At 69.1% G+C, this 22,244-nt stretch carries 19 protein-coding genes; 6 read left to right on the forward strand and 13 right to left on the reverse strand.

What is annotated here, in order from left to right; all coding sequences use genetic code 11:
• Positions 1–66: 66 nt before the first annotated feature.
• Both ACIRG9_RS12915 and ACIRG9_RS12920 read right to left on the reverse strand, forming a co-directional pair.
• On the reverse strand, positions 67–3,348 hold the full coding sequence (locus ACIRG9_RS12915) for a DUF4157 domain-containing protein (RefSeq protein ID WP_402854958.1): 3,282 nt from the start codon (positions 3,346–3,348) through the stop codon (positions 67–69).
• Positions 3,349–3,504: 156 nt separating this feature from the next.
• Entirely contained in the window at positions 3,505–3,699 is a 195-nt protein-coding gene (locus ACIRG9_RS12920; protein ID WP_402854444.1) for a hypothetical protein, read from the reverse strand.
• Between the two features lie 253 nt (positions 3,700–3,952).
• On the opposite strand from ACIRG9_RS12920, the gene ACIRG9_RS12925 reads away from it, so the two are divergent.
• Together ACIRG9_RS12925 and ACIRG9_RS12930 are read left to right on the forward strand one after the other, a co-directional pair.
• Positions 3,953–4,993, forward strand: coding sequence for a phosphotransferase family protein (locus tag ACIRG9_RS12925; protein ID WP_402854445.1), 1,041 nt, complete (start codon positions 3,953–3,955; stop codon positions 4,991–4,993).
• Between the two features lie 291 nt (positions 4,994–5,284).
• Complete coding sequence (locus ACIRG9_RS12930) at positions 5,285–5,974, forward strand: DUF1062 domain-containing protein (protein ID WP_402854447.1); 690 nt, start codon at positions 5,285–5,287, stop codon at positions 5,972–5,974.
• Between the two features lie 71 nt (positions 5,975–6,045).
• Here ACIRG9_RS12930 and ACIRG9_RS12935 read toward each other — a convergent pair whose 3' ends face one another.
• The 4 genes from ACIRG9_RS12935 to ACIRG9_RS12950 all read right to left on the reverse strand — a co-directional run bounded on the left by ACIRG9_RS12935 (position 6,046) and on the right by ACIRG9_RS12950 (position 9,898).
• On the reverse strand, positions 6,046–6,930 hold the full coding sequence (locus ACIRG9_RS12935) for an ROK family protein (RefSeq protein WP_402854449.1): 885 nt from the start codon (positions 6,928–6,930) through the stop codon (positions 6,046–6,048).
• Positions 6,927–8,021 carry a sugar ABC transporter permease gene (locus ACIRG9_RS12940; RefSeq protein WP_402854450.1) on the reverse strand — a complete coding sequence of 365 codons (1,095 nt, stop codon included), beginning with the start codon at positions 8,019–8,021 and terminating at the stop codon, positions 6,927–6,929. Before ACIRG9_RS12940 ends, ACIRG9_RS12935 begins: the two co-directional genes overlap by 4 nt.
• 83 nt (positions 8,022–8,104) lie before the next feature.
• On the reverse strand, positions 8,105–8,806 hold the full coding sequence (locus ACIRG9_RS12945; protein ID WP_402854451.1) for an ATP-binding cassette domain-containing protein: 702 nt from the start codon (positions 8,804–8,806) through the stop codon (positions 8,105–8,107).
• Between the two features lie 18 nt (positions 8,807–8,824).
• Complete coding sequence (locus tag ACIRG9_RS12950; RefSeq protein ID WP_402854453.1) at positions 8,825–9,898, reverse strand: sugar ABC transporter substrate-binding protein; 1,074 nt, start codon at positions 9,896–9,898, stop codon at positions 8,825–8,827.
• A gap of 162 nt (positions 9,899–10,060) precedes the next feature.
• On the opposite strand from ACIRG9_RS12950, the gene ACIRG9_RS12955 reads away from it, so the two are divergent.
• The 3 genes from ACIRG9_RS12955 to ACIRG9_RS12965 all read left to right on the forward strand — a co-directional run bounded on the left by ACIRG9_RS12955 (position 10,061) and on the right by ACIRG9_RS12965 (position 12,680).
• Entirely contained in the window at positions 10,061–11,218 is a 1,158-nt protein-coding gene (locus ACIRG9_RS12955) for an ROK family transcriptional regulator (protein ID WP_402854455.1), read from the forward strand.
• 195 nt (positions 11,219–11,413) lie between these two features.
• Positions 11,414–11,590 carry a hypothetical protein gene (locus ACIRG9_RS12960; protein ID WP_402854457.1) on the forward strand — a complete coding sequence of 59 codons (177 nt, stop codon included), beginning with the start codon at positions 11,414–11,416 and terminating at the stop codon, positions 11,588–11,590.
• Positions 11,591–11,975: 385 nt separating this feature from the next.
• Entirely contained in the window at positions 11,976–12,680 is a 705-nt protein-coding gene (locus tag ACIRG9_RS12965) for a sugar phosphate isomerase/epimerase family protein (protein ID WP_402854459.1), read from the forward strand.
• Between the two features lie 27 nt (positions 12,681–12,707).
• Here ACIRG9_RS12965 and ACIRG9_RS12970 read toward each other — a convergent pair whose 3' ends face one another.
• From ACIRG9_RS12970 to ACIRG9_RS12995, 6 genes are read right to left on the reverse strand one after another with little or no spacing between them, the layout of a single operon-like run.
• Entirely contained in the window at positions 12,708–13,406 is a 699-nt protein-coding gene (locus ACIRG9_RS12970; protein ID WP_402854461.1) for a DUF624 domain-containing protein, read from the reverse strand.
• A gap of 6 nt (positions 13,407–13,412) precedes the next feature.
• Entirely contained in the window at positions 13,413–14,273 is an 861-nt protein-coding gene (locus tag ACIRG9_RS12975; RefSeq protein WP_402854463.1) for a carbohydrate ABC transporter permease, read from the reverse strand.
• Positions 14,270–15,211: a carbohydrate ABC transporter permease gene (locus tag ACIRG9_RS12980; RefSeq protein WP_402854465.1), complete on the reverse strand. Its 942-nt coding sequence runs from the start codon at positions 15,209–15,211 to the stop codon at positions 14,270–14,272. The genes ACIRG9_RS12975 and ACIRG9_RS12980 overlap by 4 nt, the downstream gene beginning before the upstream one ends.
• 59 nt (positions 15,212–15,270) lie before the next feature.
• Entirely contained in the window at positions 15,271–16,539 is a 1,269-nt protein-coding gene (locus ACIRG9_RS12985) for an ABC transporter substrate-binding protein (RefSeq protein WP_402854467.1), read from the reverse strand.
• A 28-nt stretch (positions 16,540–16,567) separates the two neighbouring features.
• A complete protein-coding gene (locus tag ACIRG9_RS12990) occupies positions 16,568–18,562 on the reverse strand; it encodes a DUF2264 domain-containing protein (RefSeq protein ID WP_402854468.1) in 1,995 nt (664 codons plus the stop codon).
• Positions 18,559–19,569, reverse strand: a complete 1,011-nt coding sequence (locus ACIRG9_RS12995) for a hydroxyacid dehydrogenase (protein ID WP_402854470.1) — start codon at positions 19,567–19,569, stop codon at positions 18,559–18,561. Before ACIRG9_RS12995 ends, ACIRG9_RS12990 begins: the two co-directional genes overlap by 4 nt.
• A 313-nt stretch (positions 19,570–19,882) precedes the next feature.
• Between ACIRG9_RS12995 and ACIRG9_RS13000 the strand changes: the two genes are divergently transcribed.
• A complete protein-coding gene (locus tag ACIRG9_RS13000; RefSeq protein ID WP_402854472.1) occupies positions 19,883–21,019 on the forward strand; it encodes a LacI family DNA-binding transcriptional regulator in 1,137 nt (378 codons plus the stop codon).
• A 357-nt stretch (positions 21,020–21,376) separates the two neighbouring features.
• Here ACIRG9_RS13000 and ACIRG9_RS13005 read toward each other — a convergent pair whose 3' ends face one another.
• Complete coding sequence (locus ACIRG9_RS13005) at positions 21,377–21,550, reverse strand: hypothetical protein (protein ID WP_402854474.1); 174 nt, start codon at positions 21,548–21,550, stop codon at positions 21,377–21,379.
• Positions 21,551–22,244: the final 694 nt, after the last annotated feature.

The following is a 22,244-nucleotide window of genomic DNA, read 5'->3' on the forward strand; positions in this document are numbered from 1 at the left end:
CAGCGCCAGCGCGCGTCGGTTCCCGCCGGGCGATTTCAGAGGCGGATGGTTCTGCCGCGTTGGAGCTCAGCGGCCCCGGATCGTCGCGAGAATCCACTCCTGGATCGTCTTCGTCAGTTCCGCGTCCCGGGCCGCCCATGACGCGACGACGTCGGGGGCGTAGAAGGTCGACGCCTGCTGCCAGGCCGTCCAGCTGCGCTCGCCCTTGGACGCGTTCGCGGAGGCGTCCATGAGAACGAGGTTGTCCCTGCGGACAGCCAGGGCGTTGCGCTCGATCGCCTTGAGTTTGTCGAAGCCCTCCATCTGCGACATCCGCTTGAGCGAGACGACGTGGTCCACCGCGAGTCCCTGGCTTGGCGTTCGCAACTGCCCGACCTGGTCTACCGTGGCGGTTGCCACGACGTCGGCCCGTTCTCGTGAGGCGCCGAAGACCTGTCGCATCCGCGTCGTCGGATCGAGCCTGGCACTTTCCGCGAGTGTCTCCGCCTCGCGCAGGCTGCGCTCGGCCTGGGTGATGAGGCCTTCGCGGTCCACCCGGCGGATGCCGGACCGGTCTGCCCGCACGACGCCGTCGAGGTCGTCGAGCTCCTTGCGGATCTCGGCGATCCGCTCGGTGTCCGGCGTCCCGGCCGGCGTCTTCGGGCGGGCGCGCAGTTCGGCCTCGAGCTCGGCTCGGTACTGGCGCAGCGAGGCGAGCCGATCGCTCGCCGCCGCGAGTTTCGCCTCGGCCTGGACCTGCTCCTGGGTCGGGCGTCGCCAGGCCCGCATTTCCTCCAGCAGCGCTTGGAACGCACCCTCACCGGCGGACCGCTCCGCGGCGAGCCGGTCGACGTACCGCAGCACCGCGGCCTCGTCCATTCCGCGCTTCTCGCCGAGCGTGACGACCTGCTTCACCTGCTCGAACGCCGTGGTGATCTCGGCCCGTCCGGCGCCGGACATCTTCGTCACGTCGCCCATGAGTTCGAGCAGCTGCGCGTCCTTGCGCAACTTGGTGATCGAATTCACGCCTTTCTTGATGCCGTAGTAGAGACCCTCGAACAGCGGTACGGGGTCGACCACCCCGGCCGAGCCCATGAGCCGGCCACCCATCTGGCTCAGGGCCCGCTTGAGACCGAGTTCGGCCGCCGCGCGCGCCTTCAGCGCCGCCTTGACCTCCACTTGCAGCCCCTCGGCCGCGTCGATCTTCGCGGTGAGCTTTTCGAATCGCAGTGCGGCGGTTTCGACGTCGGAGGCGGCGGCGAACTCGCGCAGCGGCCCCTCCAGCGACGACAGCCCCTTCGCCGACATCTTCAGCAGCTGGGCCGCTGTCATCCCGAGGTCGAGCGCCGCCGCCGCGACCGCGACCCCGACCCAGAACAGCGACGGCTCGTCCTGGATGAACGACAGCCGGTACTCGACCGCCTGCTGCTGGTATTCCTTGATCGCTTCGATCGCCTGGTAGGCGCTGATCCCGGTGTTGGCGACCAGCGCGGCCGCGGCGAGCCAACCGCCACCGGGTACGAGCACCGCGAGGACGAGGGCGATGATGCCGAGGACGATGGCCGAGAAGAGGTGCGCCGATCGTATGTCGTCGATGTGGTCGCGGACGATCCAGGCGTAGATGGTGTCGGCCTCCGCACCCTGGCTCTTCATTGTCGCGGCGACAAGGTCGGGCAGGCTGAAGATACGCTCCGGGTCGTTCGTGAACTCGTAACGCGCCTTCGCCGTGTCCGACAGCCGTTCCCGGACCACGTCGAGCAGGTACCGCTGCGCGGTGGTGGCGTCTGCTCCCGCGAGCCTCTCGCGGTCGGTGCCCCGGCCGAGCTTCTCCGGGTCGACGAGGGGGTCACCGCCCGACGCGGTCACCACCGCCGTGCTGGCCGCGGTCCGCAGGGCGCTGGCCTCTGCGCTGTACTTGGCCGCCTGCGCGGCGGCCCGCCACCGCTCGACGGGTGATTCTGGATCCACCCCCATGACGGTGAGTCGAGCGAAGGACGCCTTCTCGGCTGCCGCTGCGTAGTCGGCGCGCGCCGTGGTCTTGGCGATGCCCGCGACCATCGCCTGCAGGTAGCCGAGGTCTTGCAGTTTGCGCCGTTCCTCGTAGAGCAGGTGGTCGTAGCGCGCGAGGACGTCGAGTCCGAACGTGACCGCCTCGGACCGGAACCGCAGCAGGTAGGCATCCATTGCGGCACGGAACGCCGCCTCGTCGGCGAACCCGTGACGGCTCAGGGCCGCCCTGAATTGGGTAGTGGCCTCGCCCATCTCGCGCAGCAACACGGGGTCGTGGGCGGGGCCGACGACCGATCTCGTCCACGCTCTCACCAGGTTCCTGCGCTGCCAGGCCCGGTACAGGTCCTCGCATCCGAAGAGTGTGGCGGCGGCGGCCTCCGTCCGCACCGTCTCGGCCTCACGGATGCGCTGGTCGAGTAGGTACCGCTCGATCGAGGCGTCCAGCTCGGCCCAGCTCGTCGTCCCCGCGTTGACCTTGCTCAGGTAGTCCGTCCGCTGGGCCTTCGTCAGGCCGCTCAGCTTGTGCGCGAGCCACAGTGCTTTCTCGTACTCTTCCGGGGCCAGCGTCCGGTCGCCACCGAAGAGGATTCGCTTGACGTCGTCGGGTAGGGCTTCGATCTCCCGCAGCTCGGCGTGCTCGCGCAGCACATCGGCGCGCGCCCCGCGCCAGCGGCCGCGCAGCGCGGCGTCCTTCGGACCGGTGCCGAGCTTCGTACCCGGTTCGAGGCCGTTCTCCTGCCAAAACCGCGCATCGGCCGCCGCGTTGATCTGATGCTGCTCGGCCTCGGACAACCCTCGCATCGCGGCCTGCGTGGCGTCGGTGACCGGCAGCATGATGAAACCGCGGCGGACGTCGGCGGCGGATGTCCCGCGGCCGCCCGGGTTCTGCCAGTGCCACAGCGGCAGCCGCCGGTCGACCTCCTGCTCACTCGCGGTCTGGTAATACTGCCGGACGAACTCGCGCAGCAGTTCCGGTGGCGACATCACTCGCGTCACCAGCAGGCGGAACGGGCGCGGCTTGCGCGATCCCGCTGGCGCCGGTGGCGCCCCGGGCTTCAGGTGGAGCGCGCCACGGCTCTCACCCCGGGCCTGTTGCGCCACGTGGGCCAGCTCGTGCGCGAGAAGGCGACGGCCGGTGTCCGACCCGGGTCCGGCACCCGCGCCGAGGACGATGTGCCGGCCGACGGTGTACGCCTGCGCGCCGAGCGCGGTCGCCGAGTCAGCGGCGTTCCGCCCGGTGTGCACCCGAACCTGAGCCAGATCCCAGCCCAGTCGGGGTTCCATCAGCGCTCGCGTTCCGGCGTCCAGGGGTTCGCCGGAAGACCCGATCGGGGGAGCCGGCGCGTCGAGGCGCGGCATCGAGCGGACAGCACCGGGCGGACTCTCCGAGTGCCGGTCGGCGAACCGGTCAGCCTCGGCCTCGAGGTGCTCGTCCACGGTCACGGACTCCGAAACGGCGGAGCGCCGAACGCCGCGCGTGTCGGCACAGGCTGAATCGTCGTAGGCGTGCACCGCTCACAACTCCGGGATCCGGAACTGAATCGGCATCCCGGCGGCCCGGCCGTACCGCAGGCGCGCCTCGGCCGCCTGCCGCAGGCGATGCGATCCCGCCGCCTCTTTCTGGTACACGGCCACCTCCCGGGCGTAGCGTTCGCCCAACGCCCGGGTCAGCTTCGCCGTCCGCCCGTGTGCCCTCGCGTCGCCGGCCATCCCGTTGCGGCACCGGGAGGGGGTCGTGAGACTCCAGTCAAAGGGGGCACATGAGATTGCGGGCTTGGGCGCCGCGGTTCTCCCCGGCTTCGGATGCATCTCATCGTGCTGACGAAGCTGACGGCGTGCAATGCGGTGACGTGTCCACTTGCCGACAGGCCGGGACGGGATCGGGTCAGTCGGCTCGCACCGGCCGTGGTCAACCGCTGCGGGTCGCCGCAGGGCTGACGGTCGGGACGGTACGCTGCGCGCGATGGCCCGCCCACCGCTCGACCTCGTCCCCGCCGAGGTGCCGGCACAGTCGTTGACCCACAACCCACTCAACGGGGTGACCGGCGGCATCTGGCGGACCCGGCGGGACGGCCGCCCGGCGGTGCTCAAGCTGATCACGCCGCCCACGGGCGGCACCGGCCCCGCGCACTGGGCAGCGAGCGCCGATCCGGGCCACTGGAACTACTGGCGGCGCGAGGTCGAGGCGTACCGCAGTGGGTTGGCCTCCACTGCCTGGTCCGGCGCGGGCCTGGCCGCGCCGGATGTACTGGCGGTCGAGGAGCGACCGGACGGGACGGTCGCCCTCTGGTTGGCCGAGGTGGACGGCCGGCCGGGCACGGCCGGCTCGATGGCCGACTTCGCCGAGCTGGCCCGCCGGCTCGGCTCGGCGCACGCCGACTGGCTGGATCGGACCGGCACGCTGTCGCGCCACGACTGGCTGGCCCGGGACTGGCTACGCGACTACACCCTGAGCCGTCCGGTGACCGAGCCGGTGCCGTGGCAGCATCCCGTCGCGGCGGCGGCCTGGCCGGCACCGCTGCGCGACGGCCTCCGCCGGCTCTGGGATGGGCGGCAGGCGGTGCTGGCGGCCACCGACCAACTCCCGCACACCCTGTGCCACCACGACGTCTGGCCGAACAATCTGATCTTCACCGACGCCGGCCCCGTGCTGCTGGACTGGTCCTTCGTCGGCCCCGGTCCGATCGGCGAGGACGCGGCCAACCTGGTGCTGGACACCTTCTTCGACGGCCTGGTGGACCTGGCGCTCCTACCCGACGTCGCCGACGCTGTGCTGACCGGGTACGTCGAGGGGCTACGCGCGGCCGTCGACCCGGCACTGGTCGCCCGCGCGGTACGGATCACCGGCGCGGCCAAGTACTTCTGGCTCGCGCCGGTGATGCTCAACCGTGCCGGCGGGGCCACCGGCCAGACCTACGACCAGCGGGACGAAGCGGCGATCTTCGCTGGCCGCCGGACGGTGCTGGAACTCCTCGCCAACTGGTCGGTCCAGGCGCTGGACTGACCTCAGCCGCGGCTCGACGAGATCAGCATCGGCCGCCGCCCCCGTCCACCACAGGTCCAGGCTGCGGAGGCTCGATCAGCGAAGCGCTCCGCACCAGGACAAAAATGGGTGGTCTCGCCAGCCTGCTCCGCCCTACCTTGTAACTGGATCTTCTTCTCCGACCCACTCACGAGAGGACTTCACCCCGCGTGACGCCGCCTGCTCTTTAGACCTGACACCATCCCGTGCATCGGTCGCCGACGTCTCCGTCGGCTCTTTTCCCATGCCTTCCGTCAGATCTTCAGAGAGATCATGTCTACGCGTCCTCAAATCGTGCTGTCCTGGACCGTTCGGCGCACGCGCCATCCCGTGCCCGCATTCCGCTGCGTCCACTGCCATTTTGACCTCGCCAGCAACGGCAACGGGAAGTTCCGCGTCAAGGTCCACCGCAAACTCCTCGACAGCTGGCTCCTGGTCGCCTGCGTTTCCTGCGACCGCAGCAGCAAAATCACCGTTCACGATCGTGTCCCGGTCCGGTACCTGAATCCAAGCCTTCTGGAGGGCTGCTCCGGCATCGTCTCTGCCCTCGTCGCCCGATTCCTTCTCGACCCGCTGCTCAGCCGGCGTAACCGGTTCGCCCTGGAATGGGACTCGTGCTGGGAACTGCTCGCCCCGTCCCGTCCCGAAAGCCCCTGGCCCATCCGGGTTCCGGTCATCTTCGACGCCCCTGTGCCCCTTCGCCTCGAACGGCTCATCGCCCAAGGGGCTGGGCATCAGCCGCCGGGAGATGGCTCGCCGCGTCAAGGTCGGCATTCCGCTGAACCGCAGAACTCGCAGGGACTTCTCATTCGTCCTGCTCGGAGCCGCCGCCGTGGGCCCGAGCCGGGGCGAGAGGCAAGGTGGCCTCGCCCTGAGCTGCATCACGCGGCGGTCCGCGCGCGGTCGCTCCTGAGCGGGCGCGAACGAAGATCAGCGCCGGCCCGATGCGGGCGCCGAAGGTGAACCGCCCCGACGCACACCTCCGGCCGTGCCGAGTGGAGGATGTTGCAGTCCAGGCCGGGATTGACCGTCAGCTACGTGACGCCGGCCGCTTCGACCGCCAGGGCAAGTGCACCCAGCAGCGGCGCGTCGTCAATGAACCTTGCCGGCACCAGTTGTGGCGGGAAGGGGACCGCCTGGGGAAGCAAGGTGGCGATGCGGGGCAGGATGCGGTCGGCGGCGCCCATCATCCCGCCACCGATAGCCACTCGCGCCGGATCGAGGGTGATGCACAGGATGGCCACGGCCTGGGCCAGCCTCCGTAGCGCCCCGTCGATGAGGGCGTCCACACGCGGGTCGCCGGCTATGGTGAACAGCTCGGCGGCGGCTACCGTGCGGCCCACCAGGGCTGAGCCCTGGTGGGCCAACGCATTGCCGGACACCAACTCCTCCAGGGGTGCGTGACCGTCGGCATAGCAGTCGTCGGTGGTGGGGTCCAGGAGGTAGCCGATCTCGCCGGCGGCGCCGTGCGCGCCGCGTACCACGCGACCGTCGACCACCAGCGCGGCCGCGAGGCCCGTACCTAGGTTGATGTACAGGCCGACGTCGACCCCGCGCAGCGCACCCCAACGCAGCTCTGCCGCGGCGGCGGCGTTGACGTCGTTGTCGATGATGACCGGCGTGTCGCCGTACTCGTCGCGTAGCATCCGCGGCAGTTCCATGCCCTCCCAGCCGGGTACGTTGGGGGCGAGCCGGATTCGATCGGCGCGCACGACGCCGATGGTGGACACCCCGACGGCGGCCGGCGCGGCGACCATTCCTCGGGCGACCTCCAGCGACCGCCGAACCACCTGTTCGGCTCCCCCGGTCGTCGGTATCCTCAGCCGGGTCGAGAAGTCCAGGGGCGACCGGGCGTCGGCCGTGGCCAGTGCGACCTTTGTGCCGCCGAAGTCGATACCGAGTACGTGGGCCCCGTTCACTGCTGACCTCGACGGGACAACGAGTCGATGGCCACGGCGGCCGCCAGCACGATGGCGGTGACCATAAGGCGGATCGACGAGTCGACGTTTAGCAGCAGCATTCCGTTCGTGATTGATTGGATCACCAGGATGCCGAGCAGGGCCCCGTATGCGCGGCCACGGCCACCGAACAGCGACACACCGCCGATGACCGCGGCAGCGATCGCCATCAGCAGGGTGTCGCTGCCCCCCGAGCTCTGATTGACAGCGGCCAGCCTGCTCGCGGCGAGGAGGCCGCCGAACGCGGCTAACGCCGACGCCAAGACGAACGCGATGATCCGCAGCCGGGTGACGGGAATGCCGGCCCGCCGTGCCGCCTCCGCATTGCCGCCTATCGCATAGAGCCACTGCCCGAACACGGTGTTGCGCAGCACCAGGTCGGCGGAGACGACCAGCGCCCCGAAGATGACCAGCAGCAGCGGTACGCCGCGGTCGGCGCTCAGCACGAGCACGGCGAGGCAGAGCAGTCCGGCGAGCCCGGCGAGGCGCAGGACCGGGCGGTTCAGCGGCGGCAGTGGCAGGCCGGCCTTCCGGCGCAACCGCCTGTTGAGCGCGGCGCTCGTCCCTGCGGCGCCGACGATGAGTACGACCAGTAGCCAGCTTGCCCAGGGCGGCAGCCAGGTGTCGCTGAGGCGGGCGATTGAGCCGTCGAACGGGAGGTTGATCGTGCCGCCCCGGCCCAGTACGTACAACAGCAGCCCCTGCCAGCCGATGAGGCCGGCGAGCGTCACGACGAACGACGGCATGCGAAGCTGCGTGAACATCAGTCCCTGCACCAGGCCGATCGCCGCGCCCAATGTGAGTGCGATAGCGACGGCGAGCAGTGCGGAGTGGCCCTGCCGGACGTGCAGGATGGCGAGCACCGCGGCGCACAGCCCGCTCACCGATCCGGCGGACAGGTCGATCTCGCCGATCAGGAGCACCATGATGATGCCCAGTGAGATCGTGCCGGTCGCGGCGAGTTGCAGTGCGAGGTTGGTGAGGTTCTCGGCGGAGAGGAACCGCTCGTTGAGCGAGCCGAACACGATCGCGATGGCGATCAGTCCGCCCATGACCGGCCACGTGCCGATGTCGCTGCGCCTCGTGGCCCGGTCCGCTGAGCGGCCTGGCCAGCGGAACGCTTTCGCTACTGTGGTCATGCCGCGGCTCCGGTGATTGCGGCCACGATCGCCTCCGGGCTGGTCTCGGCGGTACGGAAGTCGCCGGCGTTGCGGCCCAGCCGCAGCACGACCGTGCGGTCGCTCACGGCGCGGACGTCGGCGAGGTTGTGCGAGATGAGGAGTACGGCCAGACCGCGGTCACGCAGGCGCCGGATCAGGTCCAGCACCTGCGCGGTCTGCTCGACACCGAGCGCGGCCGTCGGCTCGTCGAGGATGACCAGCCACGGATCGCCCACCAACGCTCGGGCGATGGCGACGGACTGACGCTGGCCGCCGGAGAGCATCGCAACCGGCACCTGGATGTCCTGGATCCGAACGTCCAGTGAGGACAGCAGCGCTCGCGCGGCCCGCTCCATTTCAATCTTGCGGAGCATCGTCCAGCGGCGGCGCTCCGAGCCGAGGAACAGGTTGCCGATGACGTCGAGGTTTTCGCAGAGCGCCAGGTCCTGGTAGACGGTGGAGATGCCGAGGCTCCTGGCCTGGTGTGGGTTGTTGATCTGTACGGACGCGCCGTCGCGTTCCAGCCGTCCCTCGTCGGCGGTCACCGCGCCGGAGATCACCTTGACCAGGGTGGACTTGCCGGCGCCGTTGTCGCCGACCAGCGCGACGACTTCGCCTGCGCTCAGGTCGAGGTCGACCGTGTCGAGTGCCCGTACCGCACCGAACCGCTTTGACACTCCTCGCGCCGCGAACATCTACTGGATTCCGGCCTTGTCACAGGCGGCGGCCACGGCGCCGGTGCAGATCTCGCTGGGCTTGTAGAAGCCGTCCTTCACGATGGTGTCCTTGATCTTGTCAGCGGTCACCGCGACCGGATCCAGCAGGAACGCCGGGATGTCGGTCGCCCCGTTGTTGACCTTGGCCATCGCCTGCGGTTGCTCGCCCTTGGTCAGCGCGACCGCCAGTTCCGCGGACTTCTCGGCCTCACTGCGGATGTCCAGGTAGACGGTCATGTACTGCTCACCGGTCAGGATCCGCTGCACGGCTGCCAGCTCGGCGTCCTGCCCGGTGATTGGCGGCAACGTGGTGTAGCCGGCCCGCTTCATGGCGGCGATCGCGCCCCCGGCCATGCCGTCGTTGGCGGAGAGCACGCCGACGATGTTGTCCCGGCCGAGCGCCGTGATGGCCTGTTCCATTTGCTGCTGGGCCTTGTCCGGGCTCCAGTCCGGGGTGTCGAACTCGCGCCCGATCTGGACCTTGCCGTCGAGGATGTGGTGTGCGCCGGACTTGTAATCCGCGGAGCTGGGATCCGTCGGCGCTCCGTTGATCATCACGATCTTGCCCTTGTCGGCCGTCCCCTTGGCGTTGAGGGCGTCCAGCAACGCCTGGCCCTGGGCCTCCCCGACCCGGACGTTGTTGAAGGACACGTAGTACTCGTAGGCGATGCCTGAGATCAGCCGGTCGTAGGCGATGACCGGCACCTTTTGCTGCTTGGCCTGGTTGACCAGGGAGGCGGCCGCATCCGCGTCCACGGCGTCGAGCACCAGGACGTCGGCGCCCTGCGCGAGGGCCGCCTCGACCTGCTGCTGCTGTTTGACGGCATCCTGGTCGGCGTTGCTGTAGAGCAGCTTGCAGTTCGAGCAGAGCGCCTTGACCTTGGCCTCAAACAACGGCCGGTCAAACGCCTCGTAGCGCGTGGTCTTGGACTCGGGTAGGAACAGCGCGATCGTTGGCGCATCTCCCGCGGGCGCGTCAGAGCCGGAGCCGGAGCCGCAACCCGCGGCCAGCAACACAGCCGCCAGCGGGACAAGGAACCACTTAGGTCTCATGGGACACCTCTCGTCGGTGGTTCAGATCAGCAGAATGCACCCTGCCAACGGCGTTTGGCAATGTCTCTAACAAAATTGGTAATGGACCTTTACGAAGTCGTGTGAGACTGTGATCAGGTGCTGACTCACCAGACCGCGAGCACGACGAGCATGCTGCGGGTCATGAACGAGCGGGCGGTGTTCGGAGAGATCTTTCGGCTGGGCACGGTGTCGCGGCCCGAGCTCGCCCAGGCCACCGGCCTGTCCAAGCCGACGATCTCGGGCGCGCTCGCCAACCTCGGCCGCGCCGGTCTGGTGCGGCAGGTCGGCCTGCGCGCAGGTGCCGCAGGCCGTTCCGCGCTTCTCTACGAGGTCCGTCCGGAGGCGGGCTGGGTGCTTGCCGTCGACATCGGGCAGGCCTTCGTCCGGCTTGCCCTGGCCAATCTGGTGGGCACGGTCATCGCCCGCACCGAAGATCCGTCACAGAGCCGGCATCCGACCGAATTGCTCACCCAGTTGGCCGGGCTGGCCGACCGCCTGACCGCAAAGGCCGGAATCCGGCGCGCCGACATTACCCTGGCAGTCTTCGGCACCCCTGGCATTCACGACACAGAGACCGGTGCGCTTCACCTCGCCCCGAACATGCCCGGGTGGGACCGCGCCGGCGCCGTTGACCGGTTCTCGGCGGTGTCCCCCTTGCCGTACCTTGTGGAAAACGACGTCGACCTGGCCGCCGTCGGTGAGGCGACCTACGGTCTGGGTCGGGGAATTGCGCACTTCGCTTTCGTGTCGATAGGCACGGGCATCGGCATGGGCGTCATGGTCGACGGCAAGCTCTACCGCGGCTCACGGGGCGGCGCTGGCGAGATCTCCTATCTCCCGATCGGTGAGGGCGATCCGTTGCTGGACGACCCGGAAGCGCTGCGCCGCGGGATGTTCGAGTCGGTGGCATCGGCCGATGGCATCGTCGCGGCGGCCCGCCGGCTGGGCTGGACGGACGCGACCAACGCCAAGGAGGTCTTCGAGTCGGCACGGGCCGGCGACCCGATCGCCCGTCGCGCGGTCGAGGTGGAGGTCAATCACGTGGCGCATGGCCTAGCCGCAGTGACCGCAGTGCTCGACCCGGAACTTGTCGTGCTCGGAGGCGGTGTCGGGGTGCAGGGCGGCGACCTGTTGATTGGTCCGATCCAAGACCGCCTGCGGCACCTCGTGGCGTTGCAACCCCCGCGGATTGAGGTTTCCACACTCGGCTCGGACGCAGTGCTCATGGGCGCGGTGGCCGTCGGCGTCACCGCCGCCCGGGATCTTGTGCTCGACCGGACCGTGGCGGCGAATGGTTAGTAGTGCGTTGATGATGGACGCCTACGGGGCGGTGACCGCCGCCGGAGCCGCGCGAGCCGAGAGACCGGGCCGAGGGCTGACCCGCCCAGGTCACCCCCTGTCCGCGATGCTTACGCAGTGTCATGATGGGTGTAGGCGAGCGACGGTGCGACGGCACCGCTGGCGAGCGTCACGACCAGTGGCGGGAGGCATGCCATGGACTGCTACGGACACCACGAGGTCGCCCGCATCGACGATACGGTCACCCCGGAAACCCTGCACGATCGGGCCGAGCGGGTCGCGGTGCCGGACTTCGACTACCTCACCCAGATCATCGAGGGGCTCGCGGACCGACTCACCCCGCCCTACCCCGCCCCGAGGGCAGGGGACTGACCACGGCCGCTACGCGGGGATGTGCTGCTCTGCGAACTCGCGGCGGCCGACTCCAGCTCACCGTCGCCGGCACTTCGCGCAGGCGGAAACATGCCCCTGACGACCTCCGATTCCAGATCTCGTACAGATTGTTCGTCAGGTCCTCCTCTCAGTCCTCAACGAACTGTCCCGCTCCCACCGCGTCGGCGGCGACGTGGTCCTGAAGGCAAGCACTCCTGCCTGCTCTCCTCCGGTGCCAATCCCTTGCACCAGTCCGACACCTGATCTACGTTTGGGGAAAGCGCTTACCAGCGTCTCTGCCGAGAGGGCAAGCGTGACAGCGTCGAACCACCCCTTTTCTCCTGGTATATGTTCGGTCACCCTCCGGCACGAGTCCGCATGGTCGGTGCTGGACGTTGCCGCCTCCGCCGGGCTGTCCTGCATCGAGTGGGGCGCCGACGTGCACGTGCCGCCGGGTGACACGGGGACCGCGGCGCTGATCCGATCGGCTGGCCTGGACCGCGGCGTCCGGGTCGCGTCCTACGGCTCCTACTTCCGCGCCGGGCCCCACACGACCGAGGACTTTTCTGCTGTGTTGGCCAGCGCCGTCGCGCTCGGTGCCCTGCGGATCCGCATCTGGGCCGGCGCCGTCGGCTCGGCGTCAGCTACCGACGAACAGCGCAGGGCCGTGGTTCGCGAGACGCGGGCCGCGGTGCAGCGGGCGAGCGACGCCGGGGTCGAGCTTGCCTTCGAATACCACTCGGGCACGCTGACGGACACCGCCGAGTCGACGCTACGCCTACTTGCCGACGTGAAGCATCCCGGCATCCGTACGTACTGGCAACCACCGGTGGGTGTCCCTGACGCGGCGGCCATCGACGACCTTCGGAAGGTCCTCCCGTGGGTCAGCGCGGTGCACGTCTTCTCCTGGTGGCCCCAGCAGCAGCGCCTGCCGCTGGACGCCCGCGACAGCCTCTGGCGCGAGGCGTTCACACTGCTGCGCGGCACCGGAAGGCACCACGACGCTCTGCTGGAATTCGTGATCGACGACGACCCTGGCCGAGTCGCCGGCGAGGCGGCGTCACTCACCCGTCTCATCCAGGAGGAGTAGCCCGTCGGCAGACCGCGGTCCGCTCGCTCAGCGGTGGGCGCTGTCGGACACGACCTGCGCGGGGATGCCCTCGCGCACGCCCGGAACGCGGTGTTCGTGCCGTCCTCCGATGTGGCGGGCGTTCGCCCACACGATGTAGAGGGCAGGTGCAGGCAACAGGAAGAGCCCGATCGCGGGCTTGGCGACGACCGCAGCGACAAGGGTGCCGAGGACGGCGAGGTTCGCCAGGCTGAGGTGCCAGTAGCGCAGCGACAGGTAGGCGTAGGCCAGCAGCGTACTCGGCCGCAAACGGCCACCCGTGGCCAGGAACGCAGTGGTCGCCGCGACGACGAGGGCGATGAGCAGCGCCAGCAATGGGGTGACCGCACCGAACGGGCTGCCGAGCGCGAGCTGGAAGTCGACGCCGAGCACGATCACCAGCGCCGCCGCCACGGTGGCGGCGCCCATCGCGCGCCCGAACGACGTCCGGTAGGCCGCCCAGAAGACCCGGCCGACACGGTGCTCGCCCTCGGAGAAGGCACGGAAAGCGGCGAAGGCGGCGGCCGCGGACGGTCCGCACAGGGCCGACAGCCCGGCGAAGAACGGCCAGGCCTGCAGCGGCCGGCCACCAAGGGCGAGCGCGAGCAGCAGCGGTAGGGCCGTTATGATCAAGTGAAGGTTGAGCTTCAGGCCCGCGTAAACCGTGTTGAGGACGGTGTCGTAGGGCAGCCTCGCGAGCAGTCGCATGCCGGTTCACCCCTTCATGCCAGAGGCGGCGACACCCTGGATGAAGTACCGCTGGCCGAGCAGGAAGATCACCAGGATCGGCAGGACCGACAGCACCGAACCGGTCATCATCATCGCGTAGTCGGCGTCGAACTGCCCGACGAACGAGCGCAGGCCCAGCTGGATCGTCCACAGGTCATTGCTGGTCAGGTAGATGAACGGTCCCATGTAGTCGTTCCACGTGTTGACGAACGTCAGCAGGGCCAGGCTCGCCAGCGCCGGCTTCGACAGCGGCAGCACGATCCGCGCCCAGATGCCGTACTCGCTCAGGCCGTCCAGGCGCGCCGCCTCGCACAGCTCGTCCGGGATTGTCAGGTAGTACTGCCGCATCAGGAAAACGCCGAACGCGCCGAACGCCTGTAGCAGGATCAGCGAAAGAAATGTGTCGGTCAGCCCGGCCTTCTGCATCATGATGTACTGCGGGATCATGTACGCCTGCCACGGCACGGCGATGGTCGCGATGTACGCCAGGAACAGCGCGTCGCGGCCGCGGAAGCGCACCTTGGCGAACCCGTACGCGGCGAAGCTGCCGGTCAGCACCTGCAGCAGCGTGATGACCAGGCTCAGGAACAGGGTGTTGCCGAGGTAGGTGCCCAGCGGGATCCGGTCCCAGATCTGGGTGAAGTTGCTCCACTGGAAGTCGGTCGGAATCCACTGGATCGGGATGGTGAAGACCTCGTTGTTGCGCTTGAGTGAGGCGCTGACCATCCACCCGAACGGCACCAGGATCGCCACGGCGCACAGCGCCAGCACCACGTACAGGCTGATCTGGCCCAGCGTGCGTGGGCGGCGCATCGCCGGGCGCGCGGTGGTGTCGGCGGGGCTCATGAGCGCTCCCTGCGGTCGTTGAACCAGAACTGTGCCAGGGTGAAGACCAACACGAGCAGAAACAGAACGAGCGAGATTGCCGAGGCGTAGCCGAACTCGCCGTCGAGGATGCCCTTGCGGTAGATCTGCTGGGACAGCACGAGGGTGGCCCGACCCGGGCCCCCGTCGGTCATGACGACAATCAGGTCGAACACCTTGAAACTCTGCACCGTCAGTAGGATCAGTACCAGGAACGTGACCGGCCGCAAGCCCGGCAAGGTCACGGCCCGGAAGCGCTGCCACGCGCCCGCGCCGTCGACCTTTGCGGCCTCGTAGTGCTCGGTCGGGATCGCCTGCAGCCCGGCCAGGAACAGCACCATGTAGTAGCCCATGTCGCGCCACACGCTGGTGAGGATCACCGCGGGCATCGCCCAGGTGACGCTGGTGGTCCAGCCGGGTGGGGACTCGACGCCGAGGAACTGCAGGAACTGGTTGACCGGCCCGAGCTGCGGGTTGAACAGCATGTTCCACACCACGGCGACGGCCACCATCGAGGTGACGTACGGGAAGAACGCCGCGGCCCGAAAGAACCCGATCCCGGCAAGCCTGCGGTTGAGCAGCAGCGCGAGTCCGAGTGCGGCGAGCATGGTCAGCGGCACGTGCCCGAGCGCGTAGCTGGCGGTGTTGCGGAGGGCGATCTTGGTGGACTCGTCGCGCAGCAGTCGCTCGAAGTTGTCCAGCCCGACCCATTCCGGCGGGTTGTACGAGTCCCATTCCATGAACGACAGCGCGAGCGCCCCGGCGACCGGCAGGAGCGTGAGCAGGGCAAAGCCGAGGAAGTTCGGCAGGATGAAGCTCCAGCCGATGAGCATGTTGCGCCGGGCACGCCTGCTGCGCGCCGGCGGTGGCGACGGCACGGCCCTCCCGGTCGCTGGCTGCCTGGTGGTCAGGTCTGCCATCTCGTCCTCCCGTAGGCCCGCGGGGAGGGACAGTGCCGTCCCCGCGGGCGTGCGCGTGGTCAGTTGATCTCGTTCTTGACGCGGGACTCCATCTCCTTGATCGCGTCTTCGATCGACTTCTGCTTCGTCATGATCAGCTGGTGTTCCTCGGCGAGGACCGTGTCGACCTTGGCGGTTTTGTCGCTGACCGGCATTTCCGGGTTGATCTTGTCCGGGGTGAACGCCTTCTTGGACAGCTCGTCGGTGGACATACCCTCCAACGCGAAGTACTGCTGGCGGATCTCATCGCTCTGGTAGGCCGGCACCACGCCGATGTCCACGATCGCCTTCGCGCCCTCCGGTGAGGCGGCGAACTCGACGAACTTCTGCGCCGCCGCGGCGTGCTTGGCCTTCTTGTTCACCGCGAACGCGGTCGGCGCCCCGAACGTGGTCACGCCGGCCGCGCCGGGGCGCTGCGGCATCGGGGCGATGCCCCAGTCGACGTCGGTAGTGCCCTTCTTCTTCTCCGACAGGACCTTCGCGATGTACCAGGTGCCCATCGGCAGCATCGCGGCTTTGCCGGTCTCGAACATCGACGCGTACCCGGTCTTCTGGGTGACCGCGGTGCCGAAGTCGAGCGTGGCCCCGGCGTCCTGCAGCGCCAGCGCGGTGCGGTACTGGTCGGCGAAGAACTGGTAGTCGCCGCTCAGTTGGTCGCCGCCGGTTTGTGCGGCCGCGATGGCCTGCACCACAGAGCGCCAGACGTGCTGGTAGGCGCCGTAGACCTTCTTGTCGCCGCTGCCTGTGGTCAGCTTTTTGGCCAGCCCGATGTACTGGTCCCAGGTCAGGTTTTCCGGGTAGGGCTGCTTGGCGGCGTCGAACATCTTCTTGTTGTAGTAGAGGACCCAGAAGTCCTGCCGGTACGGCAGCGCGTAGTACTTGTCGCCGGCCTGCTTGTACTGGTCGAGCCCGGCGAGCTTGGCGCCGTCGGGTGAGGTGGCCAGCTCGGTGATGTCCTTGAGCTGGCCCCGGCCAGCGAAGCGGACGTAGTCGGCGAGAGTCTTCATGGTGATGACGTCGGTGGTGTCGCCGCCGGCGAGCATCGTGGTGACTTTGGTGGGATAGTCGGCGGCGAGGATGTCGACGGGCTTGATGGTGATGTCGGGGTTCGCCTTGTGGAAGGCGTCGAACAGGGTCTGGAACTCGGGCGTGGAGGCGAGGCTCCACACGGCGACGGTGAGCTCGACGGGGCCGCCTTCGGCTTCGTTGTCACTGGAGCCGCACGCGGGGAGCGGCAGGAGGGCGGCCATCGCCAGGCCGACCGCTGCCAGCATTCTCCTTCTGATCACGAACGTTCCTTCCTATCAAGACGGCCGCTCACGAGGCGGAGGATCGGTTCTGTGCGTGGTGGTGCTGGCCGGCCGGCGGCTGGGGCAGCGCCGTCGTCGTGGTGGCCTGGTCCGGCCACGTGATCCGGACGACCGGCGCCTCCTCGGGTCCGGAGATCTCTGCCGACGGCGGCCGGTTGCCGCCGTTGAGCGCGAAGGCCGCGACGTGCCAGAAACCTTCCCGGGGAGTGGCTTGCAGCCACGGGATGGCGGTCCACTCCCCCAGCGGGGTGGCGTCGTGCACGGTGTGCACCCCGGCGACCGGCAAGCCGGACAGCCCGACCGCGGTCGAGGTGTGTGCGATGCCCGTGGCCTGAGCAAGGGGCAGCCCGTCGTCGACCGCGTGCGCGGGGTGCTCGGCGTCCTGCGAGCCGGTTGCTGTCGGGATCGGCCAGCCACCGATGCGCAGCGTCGTGGCCCGGTCCCAGCCGAGCGCGTCGACTACGTCGACGTGGATCAGGCGGACCTCCCACGCACCGCGAACGACGGACACGGTGGTGACGGTGGCCGCGTCGACGGCGATCCCGGGACGGCCGGAGCCGTGGTCCGGCGCGGCGGAGTCCGGCTCGACCCAATGGCAGCGGGCCCGGGAAGCCAGTACCGCGGCCTGCGTGTCGTCGCCGAGCCGCACGTCGAGGGTGGCGAAGCCGCTGCGGTGGGTGGCCCGGGCATTGGCGTCGAGCAACACCACCGACTGGTCGAGCGGGTTGTCCCAGCCGTCGTCGTCCATCGCCGGGGCGGTCGCAGTGGAGTAGCCCAGGCGAGCGTAGACCGGCGAGTCCCCACTGCGGTCGCCGGTGCGGGCATGGTCGGTGCCGTGGTTGTAGACCCGTACGACGCCGTCGGCCCTGGTCGCCGCCAGCGCCCAGCCTGGCGCGGTGATGACGCCGAGATGGTCGGCTTGCTCGACCGGCAGCGGCTGTTCGACGTCGGTCCATACCGGATGGTCGGCGGGCAACGCGAGGCCGAGCATGCCCTTGGACGCCCAGTACGGCGAGGCGGTCCCGGAGTAGCGCTGCGCCATGCGCCGCCATGGCTGGAACCAGCCGAGGGTGAGCAGGCCGTCGGCGTCCGGGGCGCCACGGTCGGTGAAGTGCTTGACGATCCCGGACGCGGCCCGCCGCAGCAGACCGGGGGCGACCGCATCGGTGCCCGCCACCGCCCCGGCCCAGAACGGCGCAGCGGCCGCGAACCGGTAGACCAGGCTACGGCCCTGGATCAGCGGCGACCCGTCCGCGCCGACCAGGCGCACCGCGTCGAGCAGGAAGCGGTCCAGGCGTGCCCGGTAGTCGGGCAGCCGCGCGGCGGCCATCGCTTGCGCGCCCGCCATGCGGCCCCACAGGATCGGGTACAGGTGCAGCGCCCAGCCGACGTAGTGGTCGTAGCTGCGTTCGTCGCCGTCGCTGTACCAGCCCTCGTCGCGGACGAACGACTCGTGCCGGGCCAGATCGGCCTCCATGTCGTCGACCGACCACGGGCCGCCGACCGAGGCGAGGAATTGCTCGACCACGATGCGGAACCAGACCCAGTTGTTGCGCGGGTAGGTGTGGTCACCGACGACCTGCGCGAGGTAGTCCACGACGCGTTCCTGCACGTCGGACTTGAGCCGGTCCCACAGCCATGGCCGGGTCATGTCCAGGATCAGCGCGATCGACGCCGCCTCGACCTTCGCCTGGCCGTGCTCGCGCGGCTGGACCCACCGCTCCGGCGAATTCGGGTCGCTGCCTGCGGCGATGCCCTTCGCGTACCTTTCGAGCAGGTTGCCGGGGTCGCGGCCCTGCTCACCGGCGATTCGAAACCCGGCGAGCAGGAAGGTGCGCGCGAAGCCTTCCAGTCCGTCGACGGTGGTGCCATAGCCGCCGGGATCGCCGGGCGGGGTGATACGGGCGCCGGTGGGTGAGGCGTGCCGCCAGGCGGAGTCGAGCATGTGGTCGGCGAGTGCGGCCCATTCGGTGCGGGTCCATCCGGTGTACGGCGAGATCATGCGCTGACCTCCAGGTCCTCGCTGGTGACGGCGTCCAGCGCGGGCTCGCCGCGTACGAGACGTTGCAGCTCGTCGAGGGCCTGCGCGCTGAGCCGGCGGGTCTCCGAGCCGAGCGACCCGGCGATGTGCGGGGTGATCATGACGTTGGGCAGCTGCGCCAGGAGCGACCCGGCGCGCAGGGGCTCGGGGTCGGTGACGTCGAGGATGGCATTGAGCCGCCCGGTGGCGCACTCGCGCTCCAGGACGGCGGTGTCGACGACGGCGCCTCGAGCGGTATTGATGATGGTCGCGCCATCCGGGAGCAGGGCGAGCTCGCGAGCGCCGATGGCGTGACGTGTCTGCGGCAGCTCGGGCAGGTGTAGGGAGACGATCTCGGAGGCGATCAGCAGTTCGTCGAGCTCGACGAGGCGCCCGCCGGCGGCGGCGACGGCGGCCGGGTCGGCGTACGGGTCGGTGACGAGAATCTGCGCAGTGTCGAGGGTGCGCAGGTGTTCGATGACGCGGCGGCCGATTCGGGAGAACCCGACGATGCCGATGGTGCGGCCGTAGTTGGAGAGGTCCTCGCGGTGGTGGACGGCGTCCCAGTCGGCGGGGTGCTGCCGGGATTGGGCGGCCAACAGGTGGGCCTTCTTGCCCGCGAAGATGATCGCGGCGAGGGTGTACTCGGCGACCGGGGTGGCGTTGGCCTCGGCGGCGCTGGTGACCAGGATGCCGCGGCGCCAGATCTCGTCGGAGACGAGGTGGCGGACGCTACCGGCGCAGTGCAGGACGGCCCGCAACCGGGGTGCGGCGTCGAGTCGCTCGGGAGTGAGCGTGGGGCAGCCCCAGGAGGTGAGCAGCACCTCGGTCTCGGCGAGGCGGGCTCGGGTGTGGGGTGCGTCGATGTCGTGGGACCAGATCGGGTCGCCGAGGTCGGCCAGTGAGCGCAGCCGCGACAGTTCCTGCGGTCCGAACTGGAGCCGGAACGTCTCGGGCCGCATCACGAGCAGTGCCTGCGGACGGTGCATGGGGTGGGCTCTCCCTGCTCATCGCTCGCCTTGCTAACGTGTTCGCTTCTGTTCACTCGAACATCTATGGATGAGTAGATCAGCGTGTGAGCTGAACCACAAGTGCCCGTTACCGAGCCGCAACACGGAGCTCGTTGCGCTAGAACTTTCTTTGTGAACGAATTTGTTCGTTTGTGAGAGGGAGGACGATGGGGCAACCATGCCGGTCCGTGCCGGTCAGATCCGACCGAACGGCCGCCCGCCACGTGGCCGGCCGCCGCATGCGTCCGTGCACAATCGACCCCGACGCGAACGACACGATCGTGGAGGAGCCGTGACCCTGTCCGAGCCTCCGCTGTTGCCGGCCGAGCGCCGCGAACGGCTGCTGGCCGACCTGCGCGCCCGCGGCACCCTGCGGGTCAGCGACGTCGCCCGTGCCCTCGGCGTCACCACCGTCACCGTGCGCCGCGATCTCGCACAACTCGCCGACGAAGGGGCCATCGAACGGGTACACGGCGGCATTCGGCTGCCCCGCGTCGCCGACACTCCACCGCAGTCCACCGTGGCCGTGCGGCACTCAAGCAGGCCCACAAGCGCCGACGAGACCGCACGCCCTGCCGTGGGCATGCTCGTCCCGTCGCTGGACTACTACTGGCCAGAGATCGTCCGCGGCGCCCGCGACGCCGCCCCCGACGCCGGGGTGCGCATCGTGCTACGCGGATCCTCCTACGACGACATCGCCGACGTACGCCGCCAGACGTCATGGCTGCTGGAGACCGCCGGCATCCAGGGCCTGCTGATCGCCCCACCCACCGTCGGCGACGAGGCCGCGCAGCTGATCGGCTGGCTGGCCGGGCTCGACATCCCGGTGGTTCTGGTCGAACGCACCGCCACCGTCGGCCCGTACCACGAGCACGTCGAGTCCGTCTCCACCGACCACGCGTTCGGCGCGAGCCTTGCCGTGCGGCACCTCGCCGCATTGGGCCATCGCCGGGTCGGCTTCCTGGCCTCGGCCGCCAGCCCGCACACGTCGGCAGTGCGGCGAGGCTGGCGGCAGACCGCCCTGGAGACAGGGCTCGAGCTCGACGGCACCCCGGAGGTGATCAGCCCCGATCACCGCGACCCCCGGTGGGGCGACGAGATCGACCGCGCCATCGACGCCTGGACAACCACCGACACGACGGCGCTGCTGGCGCACTCCGACCGGGAGGCGATCGCGCTGGTCGCCCGGTGTGAGGAGCGGGGCATCGGTGTCCCCCGGGACCTGGCCGTGGTCGCGTTCGACGACGAGGTCGCCGGCCTGGCCAATCCCGCCCTGAGCGCGGTCCGCCCGGCCAAGTACACCATCGGCGAAACCGCGACGCAGCTACTGTCCCAGCGTCTGCAGGACCCGGGGCGGCCCGTGCACCGGGTGCTGATCAGCCCGCAGCTGATCGTGCGCGACTCCAGCGGCGTGCGTCCCCAGGCTTGACCGCCATGCCAGCCCTCCCCTTGATGTCCCCCAAACCGAGTCCCCCGCCGCGCCCAACACGATAATTTCGCGACATGGGCATCACCGGGGGGATAGCGTGCTTCTTTCTGATCGTCCTCATTGTGGCGTTTGTCGCATTTTGGGTAGTGCGTTACGGGTTCGGCCCAAAGCAAGAGGCACCGGCAAACGAGGTGGGCGACGAGTCACCACCGCCACCACCGGACAATCCAAAGCCGCCGCAGCACCCGCGGGACCGTCGCTGACGCGGCGACCGACCAGTTCTGGCGCACCACCTCAGGAAGACGCCCAGGTCGAAGTCGGTGTGCAGCCAACGAAGCGAGCGGCAGTCGGTTGCGGTCACAGCAGGTCCAGGCTGGAGTGCTGGGACTGGGAGTAGAACAGGTGGTAGCAGTGATGGAAGCGCTCGACGTCAACCGCTCCGGGAGATACTGGTCGGCCCACCTTCTTCCAGCCGTCCGCACCGCCCACCTCGTCGGCGTACAGCAGGAGGTGACTTTGAACCCACGACAACCTCTGTCGGGCATCCGTCTTCGAGGTTGTCGTTGCTTGCCAGAAGTAGGCATTGAGCTGCACAGACCCGACCGGGCAATGGTCGCTTCCTGTCACTGTTCGTCAGCATCGAGCCAGGGTTTGCGGGGGTGAGCGGGGCAAACGCCAGGACGACTCCAAGCATCACCCAACCCACTCCCCCACCGCAGGGGTGCACCCCCGTCGATCCGACGACCACCTTGCGCCCACCCATCTCGATCCGATTGCCGTACACGTGGGGTTGCGTCCGATGATCGACATGAATCGGCACCACGCCCGGGCTGCGTTGCACGGGGTCATGTCGCTCGGCTGACAGCCAGCCCACCGGGACTGGATCGACCCCGGGGCTGCTTCCTGGGCCGACATCACCCACGGCGACTCGGGGAGCAGGCCAGTCGGAAGATCCTCCACCGCGCAGGCGACCGGCTCGGCCACAGCCACGAAGCCAGTTTCCCCAGCAGTTCCGACGACCGGCGGGTCCGGCTACTCCGCGACGCTGTCCGTGCGTCTGGTGACCACGGACTCGCTGCCGCCCGGATTCACCGTGGAGATCGCGACAGTCATGGCATCGGATGCTGGCGATCAACGCTCAATCCTCGACGTGCCCTGTTCGGACAGAATGATCCCGCTGCTGTCGGCCAGGCGGCTAACCGGGACTCCATCAGCGATGGCCGCA

Origin of the sequence: Micromonospora sp. NPDC093277, from assembly GCF_044765245.1 — a bacterium.
Classification (GTDB): Bacteria; Actinomycetota; Actinomycetes; order Mycobacteriales; family Micromonosporaceae; genus Micromonospora.